Annotated in this window: 14 protein-coding genes; 7 read left to right on the top strand and 7 right to left on the bottom strand. The window is 74.4% G+C overall.

The features are described 5' to 3' along the window. Window positions 1-89 precede the first annotated feature (89 nt). Window positions 90-662, top strand: a complete 573-nt coding sequence (locus tag I8N68_RS07945; RefSeq protein ID WP_200209195.1) for a DUF3000 domain-containing protein — start codon at window positions 90-92, stop codon at window positions 660-662. 101 nt (window positions 663-763) lie between these two features. Here the strand turns inward: I8N68_RS07945 and I8N68_RS07940 are convergent, their stop codons facing one another. Both I8N68_RS07940 and I8N68_RS07935 read right to left on the bottom strand, forming a co-directional pair. Then, on the bottom strand, window positions 764-1,528 hold the full coding sequence (locus I8N68_RS07940; RefSeq protein ID WP_200209194.1) for a hypothetical protein: 765 nt from the start codon (window positions 1,526-1,528) through the stop codon (window positions 764-766). A 147-nt stretch (window positions 1,529-1,675) separates the two neighbouring features. Continuing rightward, window positions 1,676-3,103: a S1C family serine protease gene (locus I8N68_RS07935; protein ID WP_200209193.1), complete on the bottom strand. Its 1,428-nt coding sequence runs from the start codon at window positions 3,101-3,103 to the stop codon at window positions 1,676-1,678. A gap of 227 nt (window positions 3,104-3,330) precedes the next feature. Here I8N68_RS07935 and I8N68_RS07930 point away from each other — a divergent pair, with 227 nt between their 5' ends. The 4 genes from I8N68_RS07930 (at window position 3,331) to I8N68_RS07915 (ending at window position 9,340) form a co-directional block, all read left to right on the top strand. Then, window positions 3,331-4,659 carry a ribonuclease D gene (locus I8N68_RS07930; RefSeq protein ID WP_200209192.1) on the top strand — a complete coding sequence of 443 codons (1,329 nt, stop codon included), beginning with the start codon at window positions 3,331-3,333 and terminating at the stop codon, window positions 4,657-4,659. Window positions 4,660-4,786: 127 nt separating this feature from the next. Further along, a complete protein-coding gene (locus tag I8N68_RS07925) occupies window positions 4,787-5,980 on the top strand; it encodes a thiolase family protein (RefSeq protein WP_200209191.1) in 1,194 nt (397 codons plus the stop codon). Continuing rightward, a complete protein-coding gene (locus I8N68_RS07920; protein WP_200209190.1) occupies window positions 5,977-8,043 on the top strand; it encodes a 3-hydroxyacyl-CoA dehydrogenase NAD-binding domain-containing protein in 2,067 nt (688 codons plus the stop codon). The genes I8N68_RS07925 and I8N68_RS07920 overlap by 4 nt, the downstream gene beginning before the upstream one ends. Before the next feature lie 307 nt (window positions 8,044-8,350). After that, window positions 8,351-9,340 carry a resistance to Congo red protein gene (locus tag I8N68_RS07915; RefSeq protein WP_234038945.1) on the top strand — a complete coding sequence of 330 codons (990 nt, stop codon included), beginning with the start codon at window positions 8,351-8,353 and terminating at the stop codon, window positions 9,338-9,340. A 67-nt stretch (window positions 9,341-9,407) separates the two neighbouring features. Here I8N68_RS07915 and I8N68_RS07910 read toward each other — a convergent pair whose 3' ends face one another. From I8N68_RS07910 to I8N68_RS07895, 4 genes are all read right to left on the bottom strand, one after another. Further along, a complete protein-coding gene (locus I8N68_RS07910) occupies window positions 9,408-9,794 on the bottom strand; it encodes a VOC family protein (RefSeq protein WP_200209189.1) in 387 nt (128 codons plus the stop codon). 221 nt (window positions 9,795-10,015) lie between these two features. Further along, window positions 10,016-12,556, bottom strand: coding sequence for a malectin domain-containing carbohydrate-binding protein (locus tag I8N68_RS33545; RefSeq protein WP_200209188.1), 2,541 nt, complete (start codon window positions 12,554-12,556; stop codon window positions 10,016-10,018). A gap of 290 nt (window positions 12,557-12,846) precedes the next feature. Further along, window positions 12,847-14,019 (bottom strand): sensor histidine kinase, encoded by a 1,173-nt coding sequence (locus I8N68_RS07900; RefSeq protein ID WP_200209187.1) that lies wholly within the window; start codon window positions 14,017-14,019, stop codon window positions 12,847-12,849. After that, window positions 14,016-14,684: a response regulator transcription factor gene (locus I8N68_RS07895; protein WP_200209186.1), complete on the bottom strand. Its 669-nt coding sequence runs from the start codon at window positions 14,682-14,684 to the stop codon at window positions 14,016-14,018. The genes I8N68_RS07900 and I8N68_RS07895 overlap by 4 nt, the downstream gene beginning before the upstream one ends. 160 nt (window positions 14,685-14,844) lie before the next feature. Between I8N68_RS07895 and I8N68_RS07890 the strand changes: the two genes are divergently transcribed. Next, on the top strand, window positions 14,845-16,038 hold the full coding sequence (locus I8N68_RS07890; RefSeq protein ID WP_234038944.1) for a C39 family peptidase: 1,194 nt from the start codon (window positions 14,845-14,847) through the stop codon (window positions 16,036-16,038). Window positions 16,039-16,046: 8 nt separating this feature from the next. Here the strand turns inward: I8N68_RS07890 and I8N68_RS07885 are convergent, their stop codons facing one another. Beyond that, the gene (locus I8N68_RS07885) at window positions 16,047-17,336 is read right to left on the bottom strand and encodes an outer membrane protein assembly factor BamB family protein (protein WP_200209185.1); all 1,290 of its coding nucleotides are present in this window, start codon (window positions 17,334-17,336) and stop codon (window positions 16,047-16,049) included. 201 nt (window positions 17,337-17,537) lie between these two features. Between I8N68_RS07885 and I8N68_RS07880 the strand changes: the two genes are divergently transcribed. After that, window positions 17,538-19,406: a DUF6311 domain-containing protein gene (locus I8N68_RS07880; protein WP_372433685.1), complete on the top strand. Its 1,869-nt coding sequence runs from the start codon at window positions 17,538-17,540 to the stop codon at window positions 19,404-19,406. Window positions 19,407-19,408: the final 2 nt, after the last annotated feature.

Genomic DNA, 19,408 nt, shown 5'->3' with positions numbered 1-19,408 from the left:
GGCGCACCCGGCCCCGCTCGGATGATCGTGATCGGGAACCCCGGCGCGCCCTACCGCCGACCGGGCGGACGGCGGCATAGGCTGCCGGCATGGCCCCCCCGATCGCGCTCCCGGAAACCTTCGCCCGCGCGGTCGCCGGCCTGCGGTCGGCCACCCCCCGCCCGGAGATCGTGCTGGAGGAGGTCGGCGCGCCCCAGCGCCTGGCCCCCTACGCGTTCGCGCTCTCCGCCGCGGTGCTGCGCGACGGCGACGAGGTGGCCACCGGGCGGCTGATCCTGCTGCACGACCCGGCGGGGCACGAGGCGTGGCAGGGCACCCTGCGGCTGGTCACCTACGTGACCGCCGAACTCGAGGTGGATCTCGCGGCCGACCCGCTGCTGCCCGGCGTGGGCTGGACGTGGCTGACCGACGCGCTGGACGCGCAGCACGCTCTGCACCGGGCGATCGGCGGCACGGTCACCCAGACCCTGTCGACCCGGTTCGGGGAGCTGGCCGGCCCACCCACGGCCGGCGACATCGAGATCCGCGCCTCCTGGACCCCGCTCGGCGTCGACCTGGCCCCGCACCTGCTCGGTTGGTGCGCCCTGCTCGCCTCGACCGCCGGCCTTCCGCCACCCGGCGTGACGCCCCTGGCTTCCCGCCGCCCCGCCGGCGCCGCCTGACCCCTCCCCGGGGTCGATCATGGAGTGGTGGCGCCTCGTTCGTGGCGCTCCGCCCCTTTCGGCGGGTACCACAACCCCATGATCGACGCCCGGTCCGCGGATCAGAGGTAGTTCTCGGCCTCGTCGCAGACCTTCTCCAGGCCCTTGCTGGCCTTGTCGAAGGCGGCCCGGTTGCCGGCCGACGCCGCGGCCATCGCCTGGGTCAGCTTGTCCAGGCAGGTGGCGATGACCTTCTTCTGCCGGGCCTGCTCGTCCCGGTCGTTCTTGGTGCCGGTCAGGTCCTGCTCGGTGTCGGCCAGCTTGTCCCGCATCGCCTGGAGGTCGGTCTTGAGCTTGTCGATCTCCTGCTTGTTCGCCGCGATGGTGCCGTCCCGCTCGCTGACCTGGGCGGAGAGCTTCTTTTCGGTACGGTCCAGCTCGCCGCTCTTGGTGACGAACAGGCCGGTCATCACGCCGCCGAGGACGAAGAGCAGTCCCGCGACGATGGCGAGGATCAGCGTGGTGCGCCCCTTGCCGGCTCCCCCGGCGGGGGCACCGTACGGCGGCACCGAGTCGGGCGGCGCGGACATCGGCTGCCCGTAGCCCGGACCGGAGACCGGCGGCGCGGACATCGGCGGGGCCGAGAACGGCTGGGGGTACGCCGGGCCCGGCACCGGGGCGGCGCCCGGCGCGTACTGGCCGGGCACCGGCGGGGCGGACCCGGGCACGCCGGGCTGCACCAGGGTCGGGTCCGGCTGGGCCGGGGAACCGTACTGCTGGGGGGCGGGCTGGCCGGCGCCGTACGGGTTGCCGTAGACGCCGCCGGCCGGCGGCTGGGGCGGGTACGCGGGCGGGTGGCCCTCCGGCCCGTTCGGTGGCTGGGACATGTCTCTTTCCTCCGGATTGCTGGTTCCCCGTGGGGTGGCCTGACGGGCCGGGATCTGGGTCGAGGGGCCGATGCCCTCGGCCGTACTGGTTCGACGGTGGGGGATGCGGTCAAGGCCCGCCGGTCAACCGCCCCTCCGCTCGGCCGGTCAGCAGAGCTTGAAGGTGTCGCAGGCGGTCTTGATCGGGACGGCGAGGCCGATGCCCTCGGCGTCCCGGGCCTTGGCGGTGGCGATGCCGACGACCTCCTTCGAGCCGTTGATCACCGGGCCACCCGAGTTGCCGGGGTTGATCGGCGCGTCGAACTGGATGACCGGACCGGAACCGTCCTCGTCCTTACGGAACGCGCTGACCACGCCGGTGGTGACGCTGTCCTGCAGGCCGAGCGGGGCGCCGACCACGACGATCTGCTGCCCGGACTTGACCGGCGTGCCGGCGGCGACCAGGCCGGTGAACTTCGCGGTGGTCCGCAGCTGGGCGATGTCCTTGGCCTTGTCGACCTTGACGATGGTGGCCTCGAAGCGCTGGTCGGTGCGCTCCAGGAAGACCTTCCGGCCACCGCCGTCGAACACCGCCTCCACCACGTGGAAGTTGGTGAGCAGGGTGGTGCCGCCACCGGCGGGCGGCTTGCCGATCGCGAACGCGGTACCGGTGAACTGCCCGGCCCGGACCCGGAACACGCTGGGCAGCACGGCGCTCGCCACGGCCTCCGGATTGAACGCGGCGCCCACCTGCTTCTCGATGGCCTCCGCGCGCTGGTCGAGGTCGTCGAGCCGGGTGCCGTCGGCGCGCTGCGCGTCGGCGAGCCGCCGGTCGGTCGCGGCGAGCCGGTCGTCCAGCCGCTGGATCTGGTACGCCTGCACCCCGGCGACGACGGCCAGCACCACGGCGAGCCCGACCGCCGCCACCACGGGCAGCCGGCGTCGCCGGTCGGGTCCGGCCGCCGCGGCCGGCCACCCCGCCGGTCCACCCGGGTACGCCGGCCCGGAGACCGGCGACCCACCCGGATACGCGGGCCCCGAAACCGGCGGTCCGCCCGGGTACGCGGGTGCCGACACGGGCTGCCCGCCGGGGTACGTCGGCGCTGGCCCGGGCTGGCCGGCCGGGTGGGTGGGCGCGGAGAGCTGCGGCCCGGCCGGGTGTCCCGGTCCCGCGATCGGCTGGCCGGCGGGCGCGCCCGGGAACGGCGGCTCGGCACCGTACGGTTGCCCGGCGGCCGGCTGTGCGGGCGTCCAGCCCCGTGCCGTGGCGGGCGCGCCGGAGCCGGGACCGGTCGGGCTGCCCCACTGACCGGTATTCGGCGGACCGGACCAGCTCGTCCGGGGCCCCGGAACGGCCGCCTGACCCGCATCGGTCGTCGCGGCCTCCGGGGCCGGTGCGAGCGGCCCGAACCCGGCTGCCGGGGCGGCGGGGTGTCCGGTGGCCGACGGGGTGGTGGGCACCGGTGGGTGCGGGGCGAAACGCGGCGGCAGTGGACCCGGCCGGCCCGTCTCGGTGCGGTCCGTCCGGTCACCCTCCGCGGCCTCGTCGGCGCGCCGTCCCGGCGTCGGTTCGCCCGAACCGTACCCAGCCGTCATGATCGCCACGTCCTCCCCGTAGACGCCCCGTAGCGACGCCGTCGAAGGCCCCTGGCGCCTCGGCGGCTCGATGGACCGTACCTGCGCGAACGGGGTTTGTCTCCCCCGATGTCCCAGCCTGTCACGCCGGCGCCACCGGGCCCCGTCACGACACCTGACGGCCATCGGGTCGACACGCGCCGGACCGGCTGCACACACCGGATCCGGTCGCGCACTAGGGTTGTCAGGTGACCGACGAACCACCCCTGCGCCGTCGGCCCGCCGAAAGCCGTACGGGAGACGCTGCTGAGCACCCGTCACCGGCCGCGCCGGAGCGGGCGGACGCGGGGACCGAACCCACCACCGGCGGGCCTGTACCGCTGACCGCGCCGCGCGAGGGTACGCCCGCGCCGGTGGCCACCCCGAGCGAGCTCGACGAGGTCGTGACCCGTTTTGCGGCAGGCACCGGGCCGGTGGCCCTGGACGCCGAACGCGCCTCGGGCTACCGCTACAGCCAGCGCGCCTACCTGGTGCAGCTCCGCCGGGCCGGCTCCGGCACGGCGCTGATCGACCCCCTGCCGCTGCCCGACCTCGCGGCGCTGGACGCGGTGATCGGCGAGGCCGAGTGGGTGCTGCACGCCGCCAGCCAGGACCTGGCCTGCCTGGCCGAGGTGGGGTTGCGGCCCCGCCGGCTCTTCGACACCGAGCTGGCCGCCCGGCTGGCCGGGTTCGAGCGGGTCGGCCTGGCCGCGCTGACCGAGCAGTTGCTCGGCTACACCCTGGAGAAGCACCACTCGGCGGCGGACTGGTCGAGCCGGCCGCTGCCGGAGTCCTGGCTGACCTACGCGGCGCTGGACGTGGAGATGCTGGTCGACCTGCGCGACGCCCTCGACGAGAAACTGCGCCGGCAGGGCAAGTCGGCGTGGGCGGCGGAGGAGTTCGCCGCGCTGGTCCGCTCGGGCGCCCGGCCGGCCCGGGTGCGCGCCGAGCCGTGGCGGCGCACCTCCGGGATCCACCGGGTGCGCGGGGCGCGGGCGCAGGCCCGGGTCCGGTCCCTGTGGTACGCCCGGGACCAGATCGCCGCCCGTCGGGACGCCGCACCGGGCCGGGTGCTGCCGGACTCGGCCATCGTGGCCGCCGCCGAGCTGGACCCGAAGGACGAGAAGACCCTGCTCACCCTGCCCGGCTTCGGCGGTCGGTCGGTACGCCGGCTGGCCCGCACCTGGCTGGCGGCCCTCGACGACGCCCGGCAGCTGCCGGAGGATGCCCTGCCGGTGTCCCCGGCCGTGGAGGGTCCGCCGCCGCCGCACCGGTGGGCGGAGCGGGACCCGGTGGCGGCCGGCCGGCTGGTCCGCTGCCGGGAGGTGGTGGTCCGGATCGCCGGCGAGCACACCCTGCCCCCGGAGAACCTGATCGCCCCGGACTCGATCCGCCGCCTGGCCTGGCAGCCGCCGGACGAGATCAGCGACGACACGGTGGCGGAGGTCCTCCGCGGCTTCGGCGCCCGCGAATGGCAGATCACCCTCCTCCTCCCCCACCTGACCGAGGCCCTCGCGGACCTCACCCCGACCCACTGACCCCACCCCCGTCCACCCCGTCATGGGTGGGCGGGGGTGTGGGGTGGGCCACACGGGTGGTGCTGTCGGGGTTGGTTACTGGCGAGTAGCATCCGAGGGAAATGCCAGTGCCGGCTAGGAGGCTCAAGTGCCCCGTGAAGTTCGCGATGTCGTCTTCGTCGACGGCGTCCGTACCCCGTTCGGCAAGGCGGGTGGCATGTACGCCAACACCCGCGCCGACGACCTGGTGATCCGCTGCATCCGCGAACTGCTGCGCCGTAACCCGCAGCTGCCGCCGGAGCGGGTCGAAGAGGTCGCCATCGCCGCCACCACCCAGATCGGCGACCAGGGCCTGACCATCGGTCGCACCGCCGCCCTGCTGGCCGGCCTGCCCAAGACGGTTCCCGGCTTCGCGATCGACCGGATGTGCGCCGGCGCGATGACCGCCGTCACCACCGTCGCCAGCGGTATCGCCATGGGCGCCTACGACATCGCCATCGCCGGCGGCGTCGAGCACATGGGCCGCCACCCGATGGGTGAGGGCGTCGACCCGAACCCGCGGATCATCGCGGAGAAGCTGGTCGACCCGTCCGCCCTGGTCATGGGCGCGACGGCGGAGAACCTGCACGACCGGGTCCCGCACATCACCAAGGAGCGGACCGACTCCTTCGCGCTCGCCTCGCAGCAGAAGACCGCCAAGGCGTACGCCAACGGCAAGCTCCAGGACGACCTGGTGCCGGTCGCGATCCGGGACGCCGAGGGTGGTTGGGGTCTGGCCACCACCGACGAGGCTCCCCGGGAGACCTCGCTGGAGAAGCTGGCCACGCTGAAGACCCCGTTCCGCCCGCACGGCAAGGTCACCGCCGGCAACGCGGCCGGCCTGAACGACGGCGCCACGGCGAGCCTGCTCGCCTCCGAGGACGTCGCCCGCGAACTGGGCCTGCCGGTCGCCATGCGGCTGGTGTCGTTCGGCTTCGTCGGCGTCGAGCCCGAGGTGATGGGCGTCGGCCCGATCCCGTCCACCGAGAAGGCGCTGCGCATCGCCGGCCTGACCATCGACGACATCGGCCTGTTCGAGCTGAACGAGGCGTTCGCGGTGCAGGTCCTGGCCTTCCTCGACCACTTCGGCATCGCCGACGACGACCCGCGGGTCAACCCGTGGGGCGGTGCGATCGCCATCGGTCACCCGCTCGCCTCCTCCGGCGTCCGGCTGATGACCCAACTCGCCCGGCAGTTCGCCGAGCACCCCGAGGTCCGCTACGGCCTCACCGCCATGTGCATCGGCATCGGCATGGGCGGCACCGTGATCTGGGAGAACCCGCACTGGGAGGGAAACAAGTGAGCGCGCTCTCCGCCCCGAACGAGGTCGTCACCAAGGCGCTGCTGCGTTCGGTGCAGGTGCCGGGCCTGGACAAGCCGGCCGCCCTGATCACCCTGGACAACGGCTTCGACCACACCAAGCCGAACACCTTCGGCCCGGCCGGCCTGACCAGCCTGGACGAGGCGATCACCGCCGCGCTGGCCGCGGACCCGGCGTTCATCGCGGTCACCGGCAAGCCGTACATCTTCTGCGTCGGCGCCGACATCGTCGGCCTGCCGGCCCTCGCGGACCGCGCGCAGGCCCTGGAGATCGGCCGGCTCGGCCACCGGGTCTTCGCCCGGCTCAAGGACAGCCGGATCCCGACCTTCGCCTTCGTCAACGGCGCGGCGATGGGCGGCGGCCTGGAGCTGGCCCTGCACTGCCACTACCGGACGCTCTCCGGCGGCGCGGCGGCGCTGGCGCTGCCCGAGGTCTCGCTCGGCCTGGTCCCCGGCTGGGGCGGCACCCAGCTGCTGCCGAACCTGATCGGCATCCCCGCCGCCACCCAGGTGATCATCCAGAACCCGCTGATGCAGAACAAGATGCTCAAGCCGAAGCAGGCCACCGAGATGGGCATCGCGGACGTGCTGCTGGAGCCGGCGGACTTCCTGGAGCGGTCGCTGGAGTGGGCCGCCGGCGTGGTCCGGGGCGAGGTCACCGTGACCCGGCCCGAGGTCGACAAGGACATGTGGGCGGGCGTGCTCTACTTCGCCCGGCAGACCCTCGACCAGCGGCTGCACGGCGCGGTCCCGGCCGCGTACAAGGCGCTGGACCTGCTGGAGACCGCGAAGGACGCCGACTTCGCCACCGGCACCGCCGCCGAGGACGAGGCCCTGGCGGATCTGGTCTTCTCGGAGGAGCTGCGCAGCGGCCTGTACGCCTTCGACCTGGTGCAGCGGCGGGCCAAGCGGCCGGCCGGCGCGCCGGACAAGGGCCTGGCCCGGCCGGTCACCAAGGTGGGCATCGTCGGCGCCGGCCTGATGGCCAGCCAGCTCGCGCTGCTCTTCGCCCGCCGCCTCCAGGTGCCGGTCGTGATGACGGACCTGGACCAGTCCCGGGTGGACAAGGGTGTCGGCTACGTGCACACCCAGATCGAGAAGGCCGTCAGCAAGGGCCGGATGGACAAGGGCACCGCCGCCAGGCTGTACGGCCTGGTCAGCGGCTCGGTCGACACGTCCGTCTTCGCCGACGCCGACTTCGTCATCGAGGCGGTCTTCGAGGACCTGAGCGTCAAGAAGCAGGTCTGGGCCCAGCTGGAGAAGATCGTCAAGCCGGAGGCGGTGCTGGCGACCAACACGTCCAGCCTGTCGGTGACCGAGATGGCCGCGGAGCTGGAGCACCCGGAGCGGGTGGTCGGCTTCCACTTCTTCAACCCGGTGGCGATGATGCCGCTGCTGGAGATCGTCCGCGGCGAGCGGACCGACGACGCCACCCTGGCCACCGCGTTCGCGGTGGGCAAGCAGCTGAAGAAGTCCTCGGTGCTGGTCTCCGACGCCCCGGCGTTCGTGGTCAACCGGCTGCTCACCCGCTTCCTCGGCACCGTCTTCGCGGCGGTCGACCAGGGCACCCCGCTGGAGGTGGCGAACCGCGCGCTGGACCCGCTGGGCCTGCCGATGCGTCCGCTGGCCCTGCTCCAGCTGGTCGGGCCGGCCGTGGCCTACCACGTGGGCGGCACCCTGCACGCCGCCTTCCCGGACCGGTTCGCGGTCAGCGAGAACCTCAAGCGGATCGCCGACTCCGGCCAGCCGATCGTGGCCGACGACCAGATCAACGACGAGGTCGCCAAGCTGCTCGTGGTCGGCGACCAGCCGCTCACCGAGGAGCAGGTCCGCCAGAACGCGCTCGACGCGCTGGCGCAGGAGATCCGGCTGATGCTCGACGAGGGCGTCGTCGCCGAGGCGCAGGACATCGACCTGTGCATGATCCTCGGTGCCGGCTGGCCGTTCCACCTGGGCGGCGTCACGCCGTACCTGGACCGGACGGGCACCTCCGAGCGGGTCGCCGGCCAGCGGTTCCTGCCCCGCGGGGTCGCCAGCCTGCGGTGACATCTCCAGCTCGGCGCGTCTGACGCCGCGCCGCCACCTGGATCCGTCAGCCTGACCCGTCCCCCGCTCCCCCGCGATCGCGGTGGCCGGCCGTCCCTCCCGGACGGACCGGCCACCGCGATCGTCTTTCCCGGCCAGGTGGGCCGACCCGCAACGCCCGGCGGACGGCGGCGGACCTGGCCAGGTGGCGGCCCCGCCGATCCGGCCCGATGAGGCCGCCGACCGCCCGCCCGGTCACGACCGGGCGGCGGTTTCGTCACCTTGACGGCAGGCGGAGAGCAAGGGTCGACTGGGCCTGGCTACGATCATGCGTCGAGATCTTCACCTGGAGCTGACCATGTCCCAGCCGCCGTCCAATCCTTATCCCGGTTCCTACCCGCCGCCGCAGCAGCCGGGCGGCTACCCGTCGCAGCAGCCCGGACCGCAGTACGGCGGCAGCTACCCGCCCCAGCAGCCCGGACCGCAGTACGGTGGCGGCTACCCACCGCAGCAGTCCGGACCGCAGCACGACGGTGGCGGCTACCCGCCCCAGCAGCCCGGCCCGCAGTACGGTGGCGGCTACCCGCCCCAGCAGCCCGGCCCGCAGTACGGCGGGGACTACCCGCCGCCGCAGCAGCCCAGCCCGCAGTACGGCGGCTACCCGGCAGAGCAGCCGGGTGGCTCCTACCTGGAGAGCGGCCAGCCGTCCTACGGCGCTCCGGCCGGCCCGCCGCCGAAGAAGTCGAACGTCGGCCGGATCCTGCTGATCACCCTCGCCGTCGTGGTGGTGCTCTGCCTGGGTGGCGGCGCGGTGCTCCTCTTCACCGCCAAGGACAAGGTCGGCGACGTGGTGGACGCCACCAAGACCCGCGTGGTCGCGCCCACGACGCTGGCCGGGCGGCCCAAGGTGACCGAGCCGCAGCTGCAGTCCGCCGCCGAGGAGATGGTCGCGGAGATGAGAAAGGACGTCCCGGACGCGACCAGCACCGTCGGCGGCTTCTACGGCAACCCGGCGAAGAAGGACCTGGTCATGATCGCCGGCGCTTCGGGTGTCATGGCCGACCCGAAGAAGGAACTGGACAACGCCACCAAGGACCTCTCCACCGAGCTCGGGGTGACCACCTTCAGCACGGTCGACGCCGGGCCGCTCGGCGGCGACGCCAAGTGCGGCGACGGCAAGGCCGACGACGTCCCGGTGGGGGTCTGCGTCTGGGCCGACCGCGGCAGCCTCGGCGTGATCATCATCTACTTCAAGTCGGTTAAGGACCTGAAGGCCCAGTTCGTCACGATGCGCGGGCAGATCGAGCAGAAGGGCTGACCGCCCTCCGCACCTGCGCAACGGGCCCCCTCCGCGCGGCGGCGGGGGCCCGTTGGCGTACCGGCGGCTATGCCGAGGCGGACCGCTCCGCCGCGCCGCGGCAGACGCAGAACTCGTTGCCCTCGGGGTCGGCGAGCACCACCCAGCCGGTGCCGTCCGGCCGGCGCCGGTCAGCGACCAGCGCGGCGCCGAGACCGAGCACCCGCTCGACCTCGGCGTCCCGGGTCCGGTCGGCCGGCTGGAGGTCGATGTGGAACGCCCCCTTGCCGTGCCGCTCCCCGACCTCGACGAAGAGCAGGTCCGGGCCGTGGCCGCCGGGCGCGACGAGGACGGCCTCCGGGTCACCCGGGTGGTCGTCGTCGTGCAGCGTGCGGTCGAGCACCTGCGCCCACCAGGTGGCCAGGGTGTACGGGTCGTCGGACTCGACGGTGACGCAGTGGATCAGAGCACTCACGGTGCTTCCTCCTGAAACGGGTGCGCCCCGCGGAGGTGGGTGACGTCAGCGGTGACCGGGGCGGGGCGCGGGACTGTGCACGGTGGACATCGACCGCACCCCCTCTCCACACGTCGAGCTGACGGTGTGATCGTGCCACCGGCCGGTGGCACCCGCAAGGCGGGGATGAGCCCGGCCCGGTCCCGAGGTCGGGACCGGGCCGGACGCCCCACGGGTACCCGCTACGGCCCGACGAACAGCGCCCTGGCCCGCCAGTCGGTGCCGTCCACGGCCGGTCCGCTGCGTACCGTGAACGGCCCGGTGGGCGCCCCGCCGGCCCAGTCCGTCGAGGAGAGCTCACCGGTGCTCCGGTTGACCTTGTAGAGGGTGTTCCCGGCGAGGAAGATCCCGCCCGCGTCGGCGAGACCGGTCACCCCCGCGGCGGTGAACTTCTCCGCGCCCACCACTCCGCTGTCCGGGCTGAACCAGCGCCAGTGGAGGCCACCCTGTCCCGCGAGGGTGTACCAGAGCCGGCCGGCGCTGTAGAACATCCCGCTCACGTTCGGGATCTCGGCGTAGAAGTTCGTCGTCACCCCGGCGTACGTCTGGCCGGCCGGCCCGGAGTCGGTCTCCACCGCGTCCCAGTACGCGTCGTGGTACGGGTCGACCAGCGTCGGCGTGCCGAACGTGGCGCCGTCGAAGCTGCGCCGCCACAGCGCCCCGTTCATCCCGTAGAAGAGCGTGCCGCCCACCCAGAAGCCGCCCCGGGCGGTGGACCAGGCGGTGTTGTCCGGGTTGGCCACCGGGCTGGTCGCGCCGACCGTGGTGGCCCCGTCGTACGGGCGGACCTCCACCTCGTTGCCGGTGCCCGCCGGCGGCGGCCCGGTCTTGACGATTTCGATGCCGTCGACGAGCGGGTTCTCCACCACGTGCCCGAAGTCGATGTCGACCGACCCGTCGCTGACGATGGTGAACGACCGCATGGTGCCGACGTTGTGCCCGACGGTGCCGGAGAGGTCGAGGTCGTCGAGGACGAGCGTCCCGTCGAGCGACACGTCGAAGACCCGGGAGCCGGCGGCCGAGGTGCCGTCGTACCGGTTGGCGAGGTAGAGCCGGACCTGGACCTCCGTGCCGGCCGGCACCGGGAACTGCCAGCGCATCTCCGGGTCGCCGCCGCCGTCCCATCGCTCGTCGGCGTAGAGCGCGGCCGGCGTACCCGCCGGCACGGTGGCGTCGACGCTGCCCACCGGCGCGAAGCCGGCGGTGCTGCTGCCGGCGTTGTGGTACGGGCTCGGGTTGCCGTCGTCATCGCCCGCCCAGTCCGGCCCGCTGTCCGCCGAGGCGACCAGGGCCCCGCCCGCGTTCACCCGGTGCAGCACGTTGGTCGGCGCCGGGACACCGGCCCGGTACACCTTGCCGGGCAGGCCCCCGGTGGTGGTCGGGTGGGGGGCGGCCCCGCCGGTCAGCGGGAAGAACGCGATCCGCTCCCGCCGGTACTGGAAGTTGCCGATCCAGGAGGTGTCGGAGCCGACCCAGATGCCGCTGGGGGTGACCAGCAGCTCCGACGCGCCGATCCCGCGCGGGTGCCGGCCCGGGTTCCAGGACAGCGGCAGGCCGCTGCGCGGGTCCAGTGCCGCGATGCTCGGCCGGCCGACCGCGCCGGCCTGGGCGGAGTCGCCGCCGAAGCTGTTGTTGAGCCAGCGGAAGTGCCCGCCGACGTAGACCGCCTGCTCGCTGATGCCGACCGACAGGAAGGTGTCCCCGCCGGAGTAGTCGGCCCAGGTCGGCTGAAGCTCGGTGCCGGTCGCGGCAGCCTCCCACCGGGCAGCGGCGTCGCAGAGTGTGCCCGCGTTCGGGGCGCCGGTGGTCACCACCACGAAGTAGCTGCCGTCCGGCGCGTACGTCACGTCCCGCAGGTACGAGTCGAACGCCCACCAGGCGCAGCGCGGGGTGTAGCGGCTGGTGTTCCAGTCGGCGACGGTGGCCGCGGTGGCGGCCAGGTCGAGCTTGACGATCTGGTCGTGCGTCACCCCGTCGGCCTTCTTGAAGTTGCCGATCACCACGAGCTGCCGGCCGTCCGGGGAGACGGCGAGCTTGCTCGCGCCGACGCCCGCGTTGGCCCCGCTGACCCCGTCGTAGTTGTGGTGCTCGGTGAGCGTGGTGGTGAGGTAGCCGTCCACGGCGCCGGTGCCGGCGTTCAGCGAGGCGAGCCCGCCGCGCGGGTTGGTGTTGCCGGCGGTGGTGAAGATGCCGCCGACCAGCAGCCGGCCGCCGACCAGCGCCACGTCGTTGACCAGCCCGTTGAAGGCCGGCCCGGCGAAGCTGGTGACCACCGCGCCGGTGGCGACGGTGAGCAGGGCGACCTTGCGCCGGGTGACCCCGTTGACGGTGTTGAACTTGCCGGCGATGAAGACCGTGCCGGCGGTGGGCCCGGCGACCACGGCGTAGACCTCGTTGTCGACGGTCGGCGCGAAGGCGGTGTCCACCGTGCCGGTGGACTTGTCGAAGGCGAGGACGTAGTTGCGGGTGATGTCGACGTCGGAGTTGTGGTTCTGCACCCGGGTGAAGTCACCCACCGCGATGATCTTCGTACCGGCGTCGTAGATGGCGTCGACGGTGCCGTCCATGATGTCCGGCGAGGCGGTGGAGGGCACCTCCTTCACCAGGGTGGCGTGGTCGGGGGCGGCGCTGGCCCCGCCGGCGGAGGTGAGGCCGGCGGCGGTGAGGGCGACCGCGGCGAGCGCCGCGAGGACACGGCGGGTCAGGGCCGAGGGGTGAGTCACTGGCAGCTCCGGTTGGGCACGCGCGGACAGGACCGCCGGTCGGCCGGGGACGGGGACGTGCCACCCGGTCCGGCACGGCGGGTGAGACATTGGCGCTTCTCACACCCTGCGGCACCCGCCACCCGGCGTCCAGCCGGGCGGGCGGTTTCTGACCGACCACGGGAGCGTGCCCGCCGACCACCCGGGGTGCCCGGACGGGACAGTCGGGCCGGCCGCACGAAAGTTGGCCGCCGGGCGCTGATCCGGCGGATCCGGCCGGCCCGTCGGCACGGCCCGCTCGCCCGTCGGGGTCAGGTCGGGCAGGGGGCGTCGGCCGAGGGCAGGGTCACGGTCACCTCCAGACCGCCGCCCGGCTGGGCGACCACCGCGACCGCCCCGCCGTGCGCGTCGCAGACCGCCCGGACGATGGAGAGCCCGAGGCCGGAGCCGCGCGCCCCGGTCCGCTCCTGGCCGCCGCGGCGGAACGGTTCGAAGAGGCCTGGTACGTCGGCCTGAGCCACCTCGAAGCCGGTGTTTCCGACGACCAGCCAGGACCGCCGCCCGTCCGAGCCGGTCCGCACCCAGATCCGCCCGTGCAGGTGGTTGTAGCGGACCGCGTTCTCGATCAGGTTGCCGGCGAGCCGGTCCAGCAGCCCCGGGTCGCCGACCACCGGCGCCGGGCGCAGCGAGGTCTGCACCCGCAGCCCGATCCGTTCCACCTCGCGGGCGACCGCGGAGAGCGCGTTGGCGGTACCCACCGCGAGGTCACACTCGGCCCGGCGGCCCAGCTGGCGGCCGGCCTGGGCCTCACTGCGGGCCAGCACCAGCAGGGCGTCGACCAGGCTGTTGGCCCGTTCCGAGGCGTCCCGCACCACGGTGGCCATCCGGCGGTACTCGGCGGCGTCCGCCTCGTCGTCGCTGAGCGTCACGTCGATCTCGGTCCGCATCACCGCGAGCGGGGTACGCAGCTCGTGCGAGGCGTTGGCGACGAAGCGTTTCTGCGCCTCGAACGCGGCGGCGATCCGGTCCAGCATCGCGTCGAACGTCTTGGCCAGCTCGGCCACCTCGTCGTCCGCCCCGGACCAGCCGATCCGCTGGTCGAGGGTGGCCTCGCCGAGCCGTTGGGCGGTCGCGGTGACCTGGTGCAGCGGGCGCAGCGCCCGACCGGCCACCAGCCACGCCCCGGCGACGCCGGCCACGCTGATCGCCAGCAGCGCGCCGAGGCCCTTGAGAAGCAGCTCCCGCGACGCGGCGTCGACCAGTTCGCGCTGCCACTGCCCGGCGTCGAGGGTCCGGCCGTCGGCGAGCACCACCGTGGTGCCGGGGAGCAGCTCGTCGGTCGGGCGCAGCGCGTCGCGGACCAGCAGCCAGGCGAGCAGCACCAGGATCGCCCCGGCGCCGACCAGCAGCACCCCGTTGAGCAGGGTGAGCCGCAGCCGCAGGGTCGGCCGCGGCCAACGCCGGCGGGTCGCGGCGGCAGTCACGCCGACACCTCGGCGGTGCGGTAGCCGGCGCCCACCACCGTCTCGATCAGCGGCGGGTCGCCGAGCTTCTTGCGCAACGTCATCACGGTGACCCGGACGATGGTGGTGAACGGGTCGGTGTTGGCGTCCCAGACCCGTTCCAGCAGCTCCTCGCTGGAGACCACCGCGCCGCGGGCCTTGAGCAGCTCGGCCAGCACGCCGAACTCCTTGTTGGTCAGCTCCACCGGGACGCCGCCCCGGGTGACCACCCGGCGGGCCGGGTCGAGCACCAGGTCGGCGACCGCCAGCACCGGCGGGGCGGCCGGGGTGGCCCGCCGGCCGAGCGCCTGGACCCGGGCCACCAGCTCGTCGAAGGCGAACGGCTTGGGCAGGTAGTCGTCGGCACCGAGCTGGAGTCCCTCGACCCGGTCCGCGACGGTGCCGCTGGCGGTGAGCATCAGCACCCGGGTCAGGGTGCCGGAGGCGGCCAGCTCGGCGCAGATCCGGTCGCCGTGCACGCCCGGCAGGTCCCGGTCGAGGATCACCACGTCGTACCGGGTGACGAAGGCCGCCTCGTGGCCGGTGGTGCCGTCGTACGCGACGTCCACCGCCATGCCGCGCTTGCGCAGCCCGCGCGCGATCGCGTCGGCGAGGTTGCGCTCGTCCTCCACCACCAGCACCCGCATTCCGGCCTCCTCGCCTCGTGACCTCCCGACAACCTAGTGCCGGTCACCAAACCAGCGTCCCCCGCCGTCGTTGCAGAAAACCTTCGGGTACGCGATGCTTCCCGGCATTCACCGACATGCCCCGCAGCGCGGCGGCCGGCGACGAACGGACGGAGCTGCCATGACCGGAACACTCGGGCGGGACGTCGCGTACCGGGGCTTCCGGCTCCCCGTCGACCTGGCCCGCGGGACGGCGGACGGGGTGGTCGCCGGTGCGACCGGCGCGGTGGTCGGTGAGCCGGTCGGGCAGCTCGACCACACCGACCCGCACACCGGCGTCACCGCCCGGTACGACCTGGCGACCTGGACCTCCCCCGTGGTGTGGACCGGTTTCGACGTCGACGAGATCGTGCCGTCCTGGACCGCCGACACCCCTGCGGGCTGCTGGCTGCGGGTGGAGCTGCGCGGCTGGGACTCCGGCGAGCCGTCCACCGACTGGTACGTGCTGGGCCACTGGGCCGCCGACGACGCGACCATCCACCGCAGCTCCGTGCCCGGCCAGACCCACGACGAGGCCTGGGCGATGGTCGACACGATGGGTGCCCTCCGGTCGGCGATCACCGGCTGGCAGGCGCGGGTCACCCTGTTCCGCCGGCACGGCACGGCGGCCAGCCCGGTGCTGCGTACCGTCGGGGCGGTGGCCTCGGCGGAGGACGTGGCGCCGACCGCGGGGCCGGCCGCCGCCGCGGCGGTCCGCGCCGCCCGGGGGCGGGTGCTCGACGTGCCCCGGTACGCGCAGCGGCTGCACGCCGGCGGGGAGACCCGCTGGGGTGGCGGCGGGGACTCCTGGTGCAGCCCCACCAGCGTGTCGATGGTGCTGGACTTCTGGGGCGCCGGTCCCACCCCGGACCGGTACGCCTGGGTGACCCCGCCCGGCCCGCGGCCGGTGGTGGTGCACGCCGCCCGGGGCTGCTACGACCACGCCTACGCCGGCGCGGGGAACTGGCCGTTCAACACCGCGTACGCGGGGCGGCCCGGGGTGGAGGCCTTCGTGACCCGGCTGCGCTCGCTGGCCGAGGCGGAACTCTTCGTCGCGGCCGGCATCCCGCTGATCGTGTCGGCCGCCTTCCGCGCCGGCGAGGTGCCCGGGCTGGACTACGACACCAAGGGGCACCTGATGGTGCTGGTCGGCTTCACCGCCGACGGCGACCCGGTGCTCAACGACCCGTATGCCGCCGACGACGACTCGGTCCGCAGGACGGTGGACCGGGAGCCGTTCCAGGCCGCCTGGCTCGGCGGCAGCGGCGGCGTGGCGTACGTGATCCGGCCGGCCTCGGTGCCCCTGCCGCCCGCCCCCGCACAGGCCAACTGGTGAGCCGCTGATCAGTCCGGGGCCGGCCAGACCACCAGGCCGCCGGAGGGGTGCAGGCAGACCAGGGCGGCGGCCGTCGCGGCACAGTCGTCCCACGAGCCCGGCAGCACGGCCCGGAACCGGGCCTGCCCGGCCCGGACGTCCAGCTCGGCGACGAGGGTGCGGTCCCCGCCCAGCCGGCGCAGCCCCAGCAGCGGCCGCCCGTACCGGTCCAGGCCGCCCAGCCGCCAGCGGCCCAGCCCGGCCACGGTGACGCCGGTGCGCGGGTCGACCACCGACAGCTCCAGTTCCAGGCCGACGGCCGGCGCGGCGGCGAGCAGCCGGCCGCCGACCGGGCTGATCCCGAGCCAGTGGTCGTCGGTCCAGAGCAGACCCCCGGTGGCCGGGTCCACCGCGCGCACCCCGGCCGACCGGTCGCGCAGGCAGATCGCGCTGGCGCAGTCGGTGAACCCGGCCACGGCCGACGGGCCGACGGGCGTGCTCCACCGCCGGTCCAGCCGGTCCAGGCCGTACGCGGTCACCGTGCCCGGCGCCCCGTCGACCAGCAGCAGGTCACCGACGACCTGGGTGAACCGGTAGGACACCCCGTCGGTGGCCGGCGGGACCCGGCCGGAGCGCAGCAGCACGCCGCTGCCGGCGTCGTGGACCTCGACGCGGCCGGCGGCGGTGACCAGCACCACCCGGGTCACGCCCCGGTCGCCGACCTGGTAGGCGAGCCCGTTTCCGGGCAGCGGCAACGACCAGCGGGGCCGGCCCGACACCGGGTCGACGGCGCGCACCGTGCCCGTCCCGTCCGCCCGGGGCGTCTCGAAGAGCACTCCGCCGAAGTCGGTGCGGACCGGGTAGCCGGGCTGCCGCCAGCGCACCGCCCCGGTGTCCGGATCCAGTGCGGTGGAGGCCGGGTCGCCCGCCCCGGCGGGGCTGCTGATCACCAGCGGCATGCCGGCGACCGTGGTGAGGCCGAGCGCGTGGTCGCCGGTGGGCAGGACGAACCGCCACAGTGGCGCCCCGTCGGGCAGCCGGTGCCCGGTCACCAGCCGGCCCGCCCGGCCCACCGTGCCCGGCCCGTCGGCGACCACCAGCCGGTCGCCGAGCACCAGAAAGCCGGCACCCTGCGGGGCGGGCACCGTCACGGACCGCCCTCGGCCGGGGTTCACCGCCGAGCCGGTCAGCGCGAGCAGCGCGGCGCACAGCACCACCGTGACGCGGAGCGGCCGGCTGGGCGGCCGGCCGGGGCCGGGCGCTGGCGGCTCGGTCTCGTCACCGTGCCGCAGCTGGCCCAGCTCGATGACCGGGCTCACGGCAGCCGCCACAGCCCGAAGCCGCCGTCGGCCCGGCGGCCGACCAGCGGCCGCGGTGCCGACTGCCGGACCGGGTCGTCGCGGAGCTCGCCCAGGTCGATGACGATCACGGTCACCCCTCCCCGGCTCGCCGCCGGACGGCCCCACGGCGTCGCACCGGCCGGCCGGGACGAGACCGCGCCGCCTGTACGATGGCCCGTCGTGGCCGTGCCGGTGGTAGACCCCTCGCTGAAGTCCGCGCCCGTCGCGGTCGAGCCCGCCGTGGCGGGCCCGTCGCGCCGTCCGCGACGCCGGCCGGTCCGCGCTGACGTGCTGGCCATCGGAGCCTATGCGTTGCTCGGCGTTTTCGTCTGCCTCAACTACTGGGTCGACGTGCAGCACCGGGTCTCGTCGCACCTGCCGACCGACCACAGCTGGTTCGAGTGGCTCTTCGCGCACGGCGCCTACTCGGTACGGCACCTGGAGAACCCGCTCTTCACGGCCCGGCAGAACGCCCCCGACGGCGTGAACATGATGGCCAACACCTCGCTGCTCGGGGTGACCCTGCCGCTGGCCCCGCTCACCATGCTCCTCGGCCCCCAGGTGATGTACGCGCTCTACCTGGGCGGGGCGCTCGCCGCGACGGCCGGCACCTCGTACTGGCTGCTCTCCCGGCACCTGGTCCGGTCCCGCGCCGCGGCCTTCGTCGGCGGCGGGTTCCTCGGCTTCGCGCCCGGCATCGTGCACCACGCCAACGGGCAGCCGAACTTCGTCTCCAACTTCCTGCTCCCGCTGATCGTGGTGCGGGTGCTGCGCCTCGGCGAGCCGGGCCGATGGTGGCGCAACGGGCTCGCGCTCGGCGTGCTGGTCGCGTACCAGATCTTCATCAACGAGGAGATGCTGCTGCTCACCGCGCTGGCCTGTCTGGTGGTGGTGGCCGCGTACGCGGCGCAGCGGCCCCGCGCGGCGTGGGCCCGGGCCGGCACCTTCCTCGCCGCCGGCGGCGTCGGCGGCGGGCTCGCCCTGCTGCTCGCCGCCTACCCGATCTGGTTCCAGTTCAACGGCCCGCAGTCCTACCGCGGCCTGCAGGGCGGCGTCTTCCACAACTGGGGCGAGGACCTCGCCGCGGTCGTCACCTTCGCCCGGGACACCGTCGCCGGCGACGAGGCGGTGGAGCGGACCATCGGGCTCACCGAGCAGAACACCTGGTTCGGCTGGCCGCTGGTGCTGGTCGCGCTGGTCGCCCTGGCGCTGCTGGTCCGCCGCAGCCTGACCGCCCGGATCATCGCCGTGCTGGTGGTGGTCTTCGGCCTCGCGGCGATCGGCCCGAAGGTGCGCTTCAACGGGGTGGAGACCGCGGTCGACGGGCCGTGGGCGTACGTTCCGGACGACCTGCCGCTGGTCGAGATGATGATGCCGACCCGGCTCTCCCTGGTGGTGGCCGCCGCGGTCGGGGTGCTGCTGGCGCTGGCCTGGGACGCCCTCAGCGGTGGCGGCCGCCCGCCGGTGCCGGCCCCGCGCACCGCGCCCGACGCCGGGCCCGCCGCACCGCGGGCCGCCCGGCGGCCGCGGTGGCTGCGCCCGGTCGGGTACGCGGCGCTCACGCTCGCCCTGCTGCCGCTGGTCCCCCGGCCGCTGCCCGCCCAGCAGATCGACCCGCCGCCGCACTTCATCACCGCCGGCGGCTGGCGGCCGTACGTCCCGACCGGCCGCACGCTGGTGCCGGTGCCCATCCCGAGCAACGTGCACGGCCTGCCCACGCTGCGGTGGAGCGCGCTGACCGGGCAGGAGTTCCCGATCCCCGGTGGCTACTTCATCGGCCCGAACGAGCAGGGCGAGGGCGTGTTCGGCGCGCCGAACCGGCCGACCAGCACGCTGATCTACGCCACCATGGACGCCGACCGGGTCCCGCCGCTGACCGCCGAGCATCGCCGGCAGGCGGTCGAGGACCTGCGGTTCTGGAAGGCGTCGGTGGTGGTGCTCGGCGCCAACCCGCGCGAGAGGGTCCTGCGCGAGCTGATGACCGCCCTCCTCGGCCCGCCGCAGCGGGTGGACGACGTCTGGCTCTGGGACGTCCGCGACCGGGCCTGATC

It is taken from the genome of Micromonospora coerulea (assembly GCF_016598485.1).
GTDB classification, from domain to species: Bacteria; Actinomycetota; Actinomycetes; order Mycobacteriales; family Micromonosporaceae; genus Micromonospora; species Micromonospora coerulea.
Note: the sequence above shows the minus strand (reverse complement) of the source record. Positions and strands in the feature narration are given on the sequence as shown.

What these genes read in the sequence shown, in the direction of transcription:
- I8N68_RS07945 (WP_200209195.1), top strand. Translation starts at nt 90, where the DNA reads ATGGCCCCCCCGATCGCGCTCCCGGAAACCTTCGCCCGCGCGGTCGCC.
- I8N68_RS07940 (WP_200209194.1), bottom strand. Translation starts at nt 1,528, where the DNA reads ATGTCCCAGCCACCGAACGGGCCGGAGGGCCACCCGCCCGCGTACCCG.
- I8N68_RS07935 (WP_200209193.1), bottom strand. Translation starts at nt 3,103, where the DNA reads ATGACGGCTGGGTACGGTTCGGGCGAACCGACGCCGGGACGGCGCGCC.
- I8N68_RS07915 (WP_234038945.1), top strand. Translation starts at nt 8,351, where the DNA reads ATGCGTCGAGATCTTCACCTGGAGCTGACCATGTCCCAGCCGCCGTCC.
- I8N68_RS07895 (WP_200209186.1), bottom strand. Translation starts at nt 14,684, where the DNA reads ATGCGGGTGCTGGTGGTGGAGGACGAGCGCAACCTCGCCGACGCGATC.
- I8N68_RS07890 (WP_234038944.1), top strand. Translation starts at nt 14,845, where the DNA reads ATGACCGGAACACTCGGGCGGGACGTCGCGTACCGGGGCTTCCGGCTC.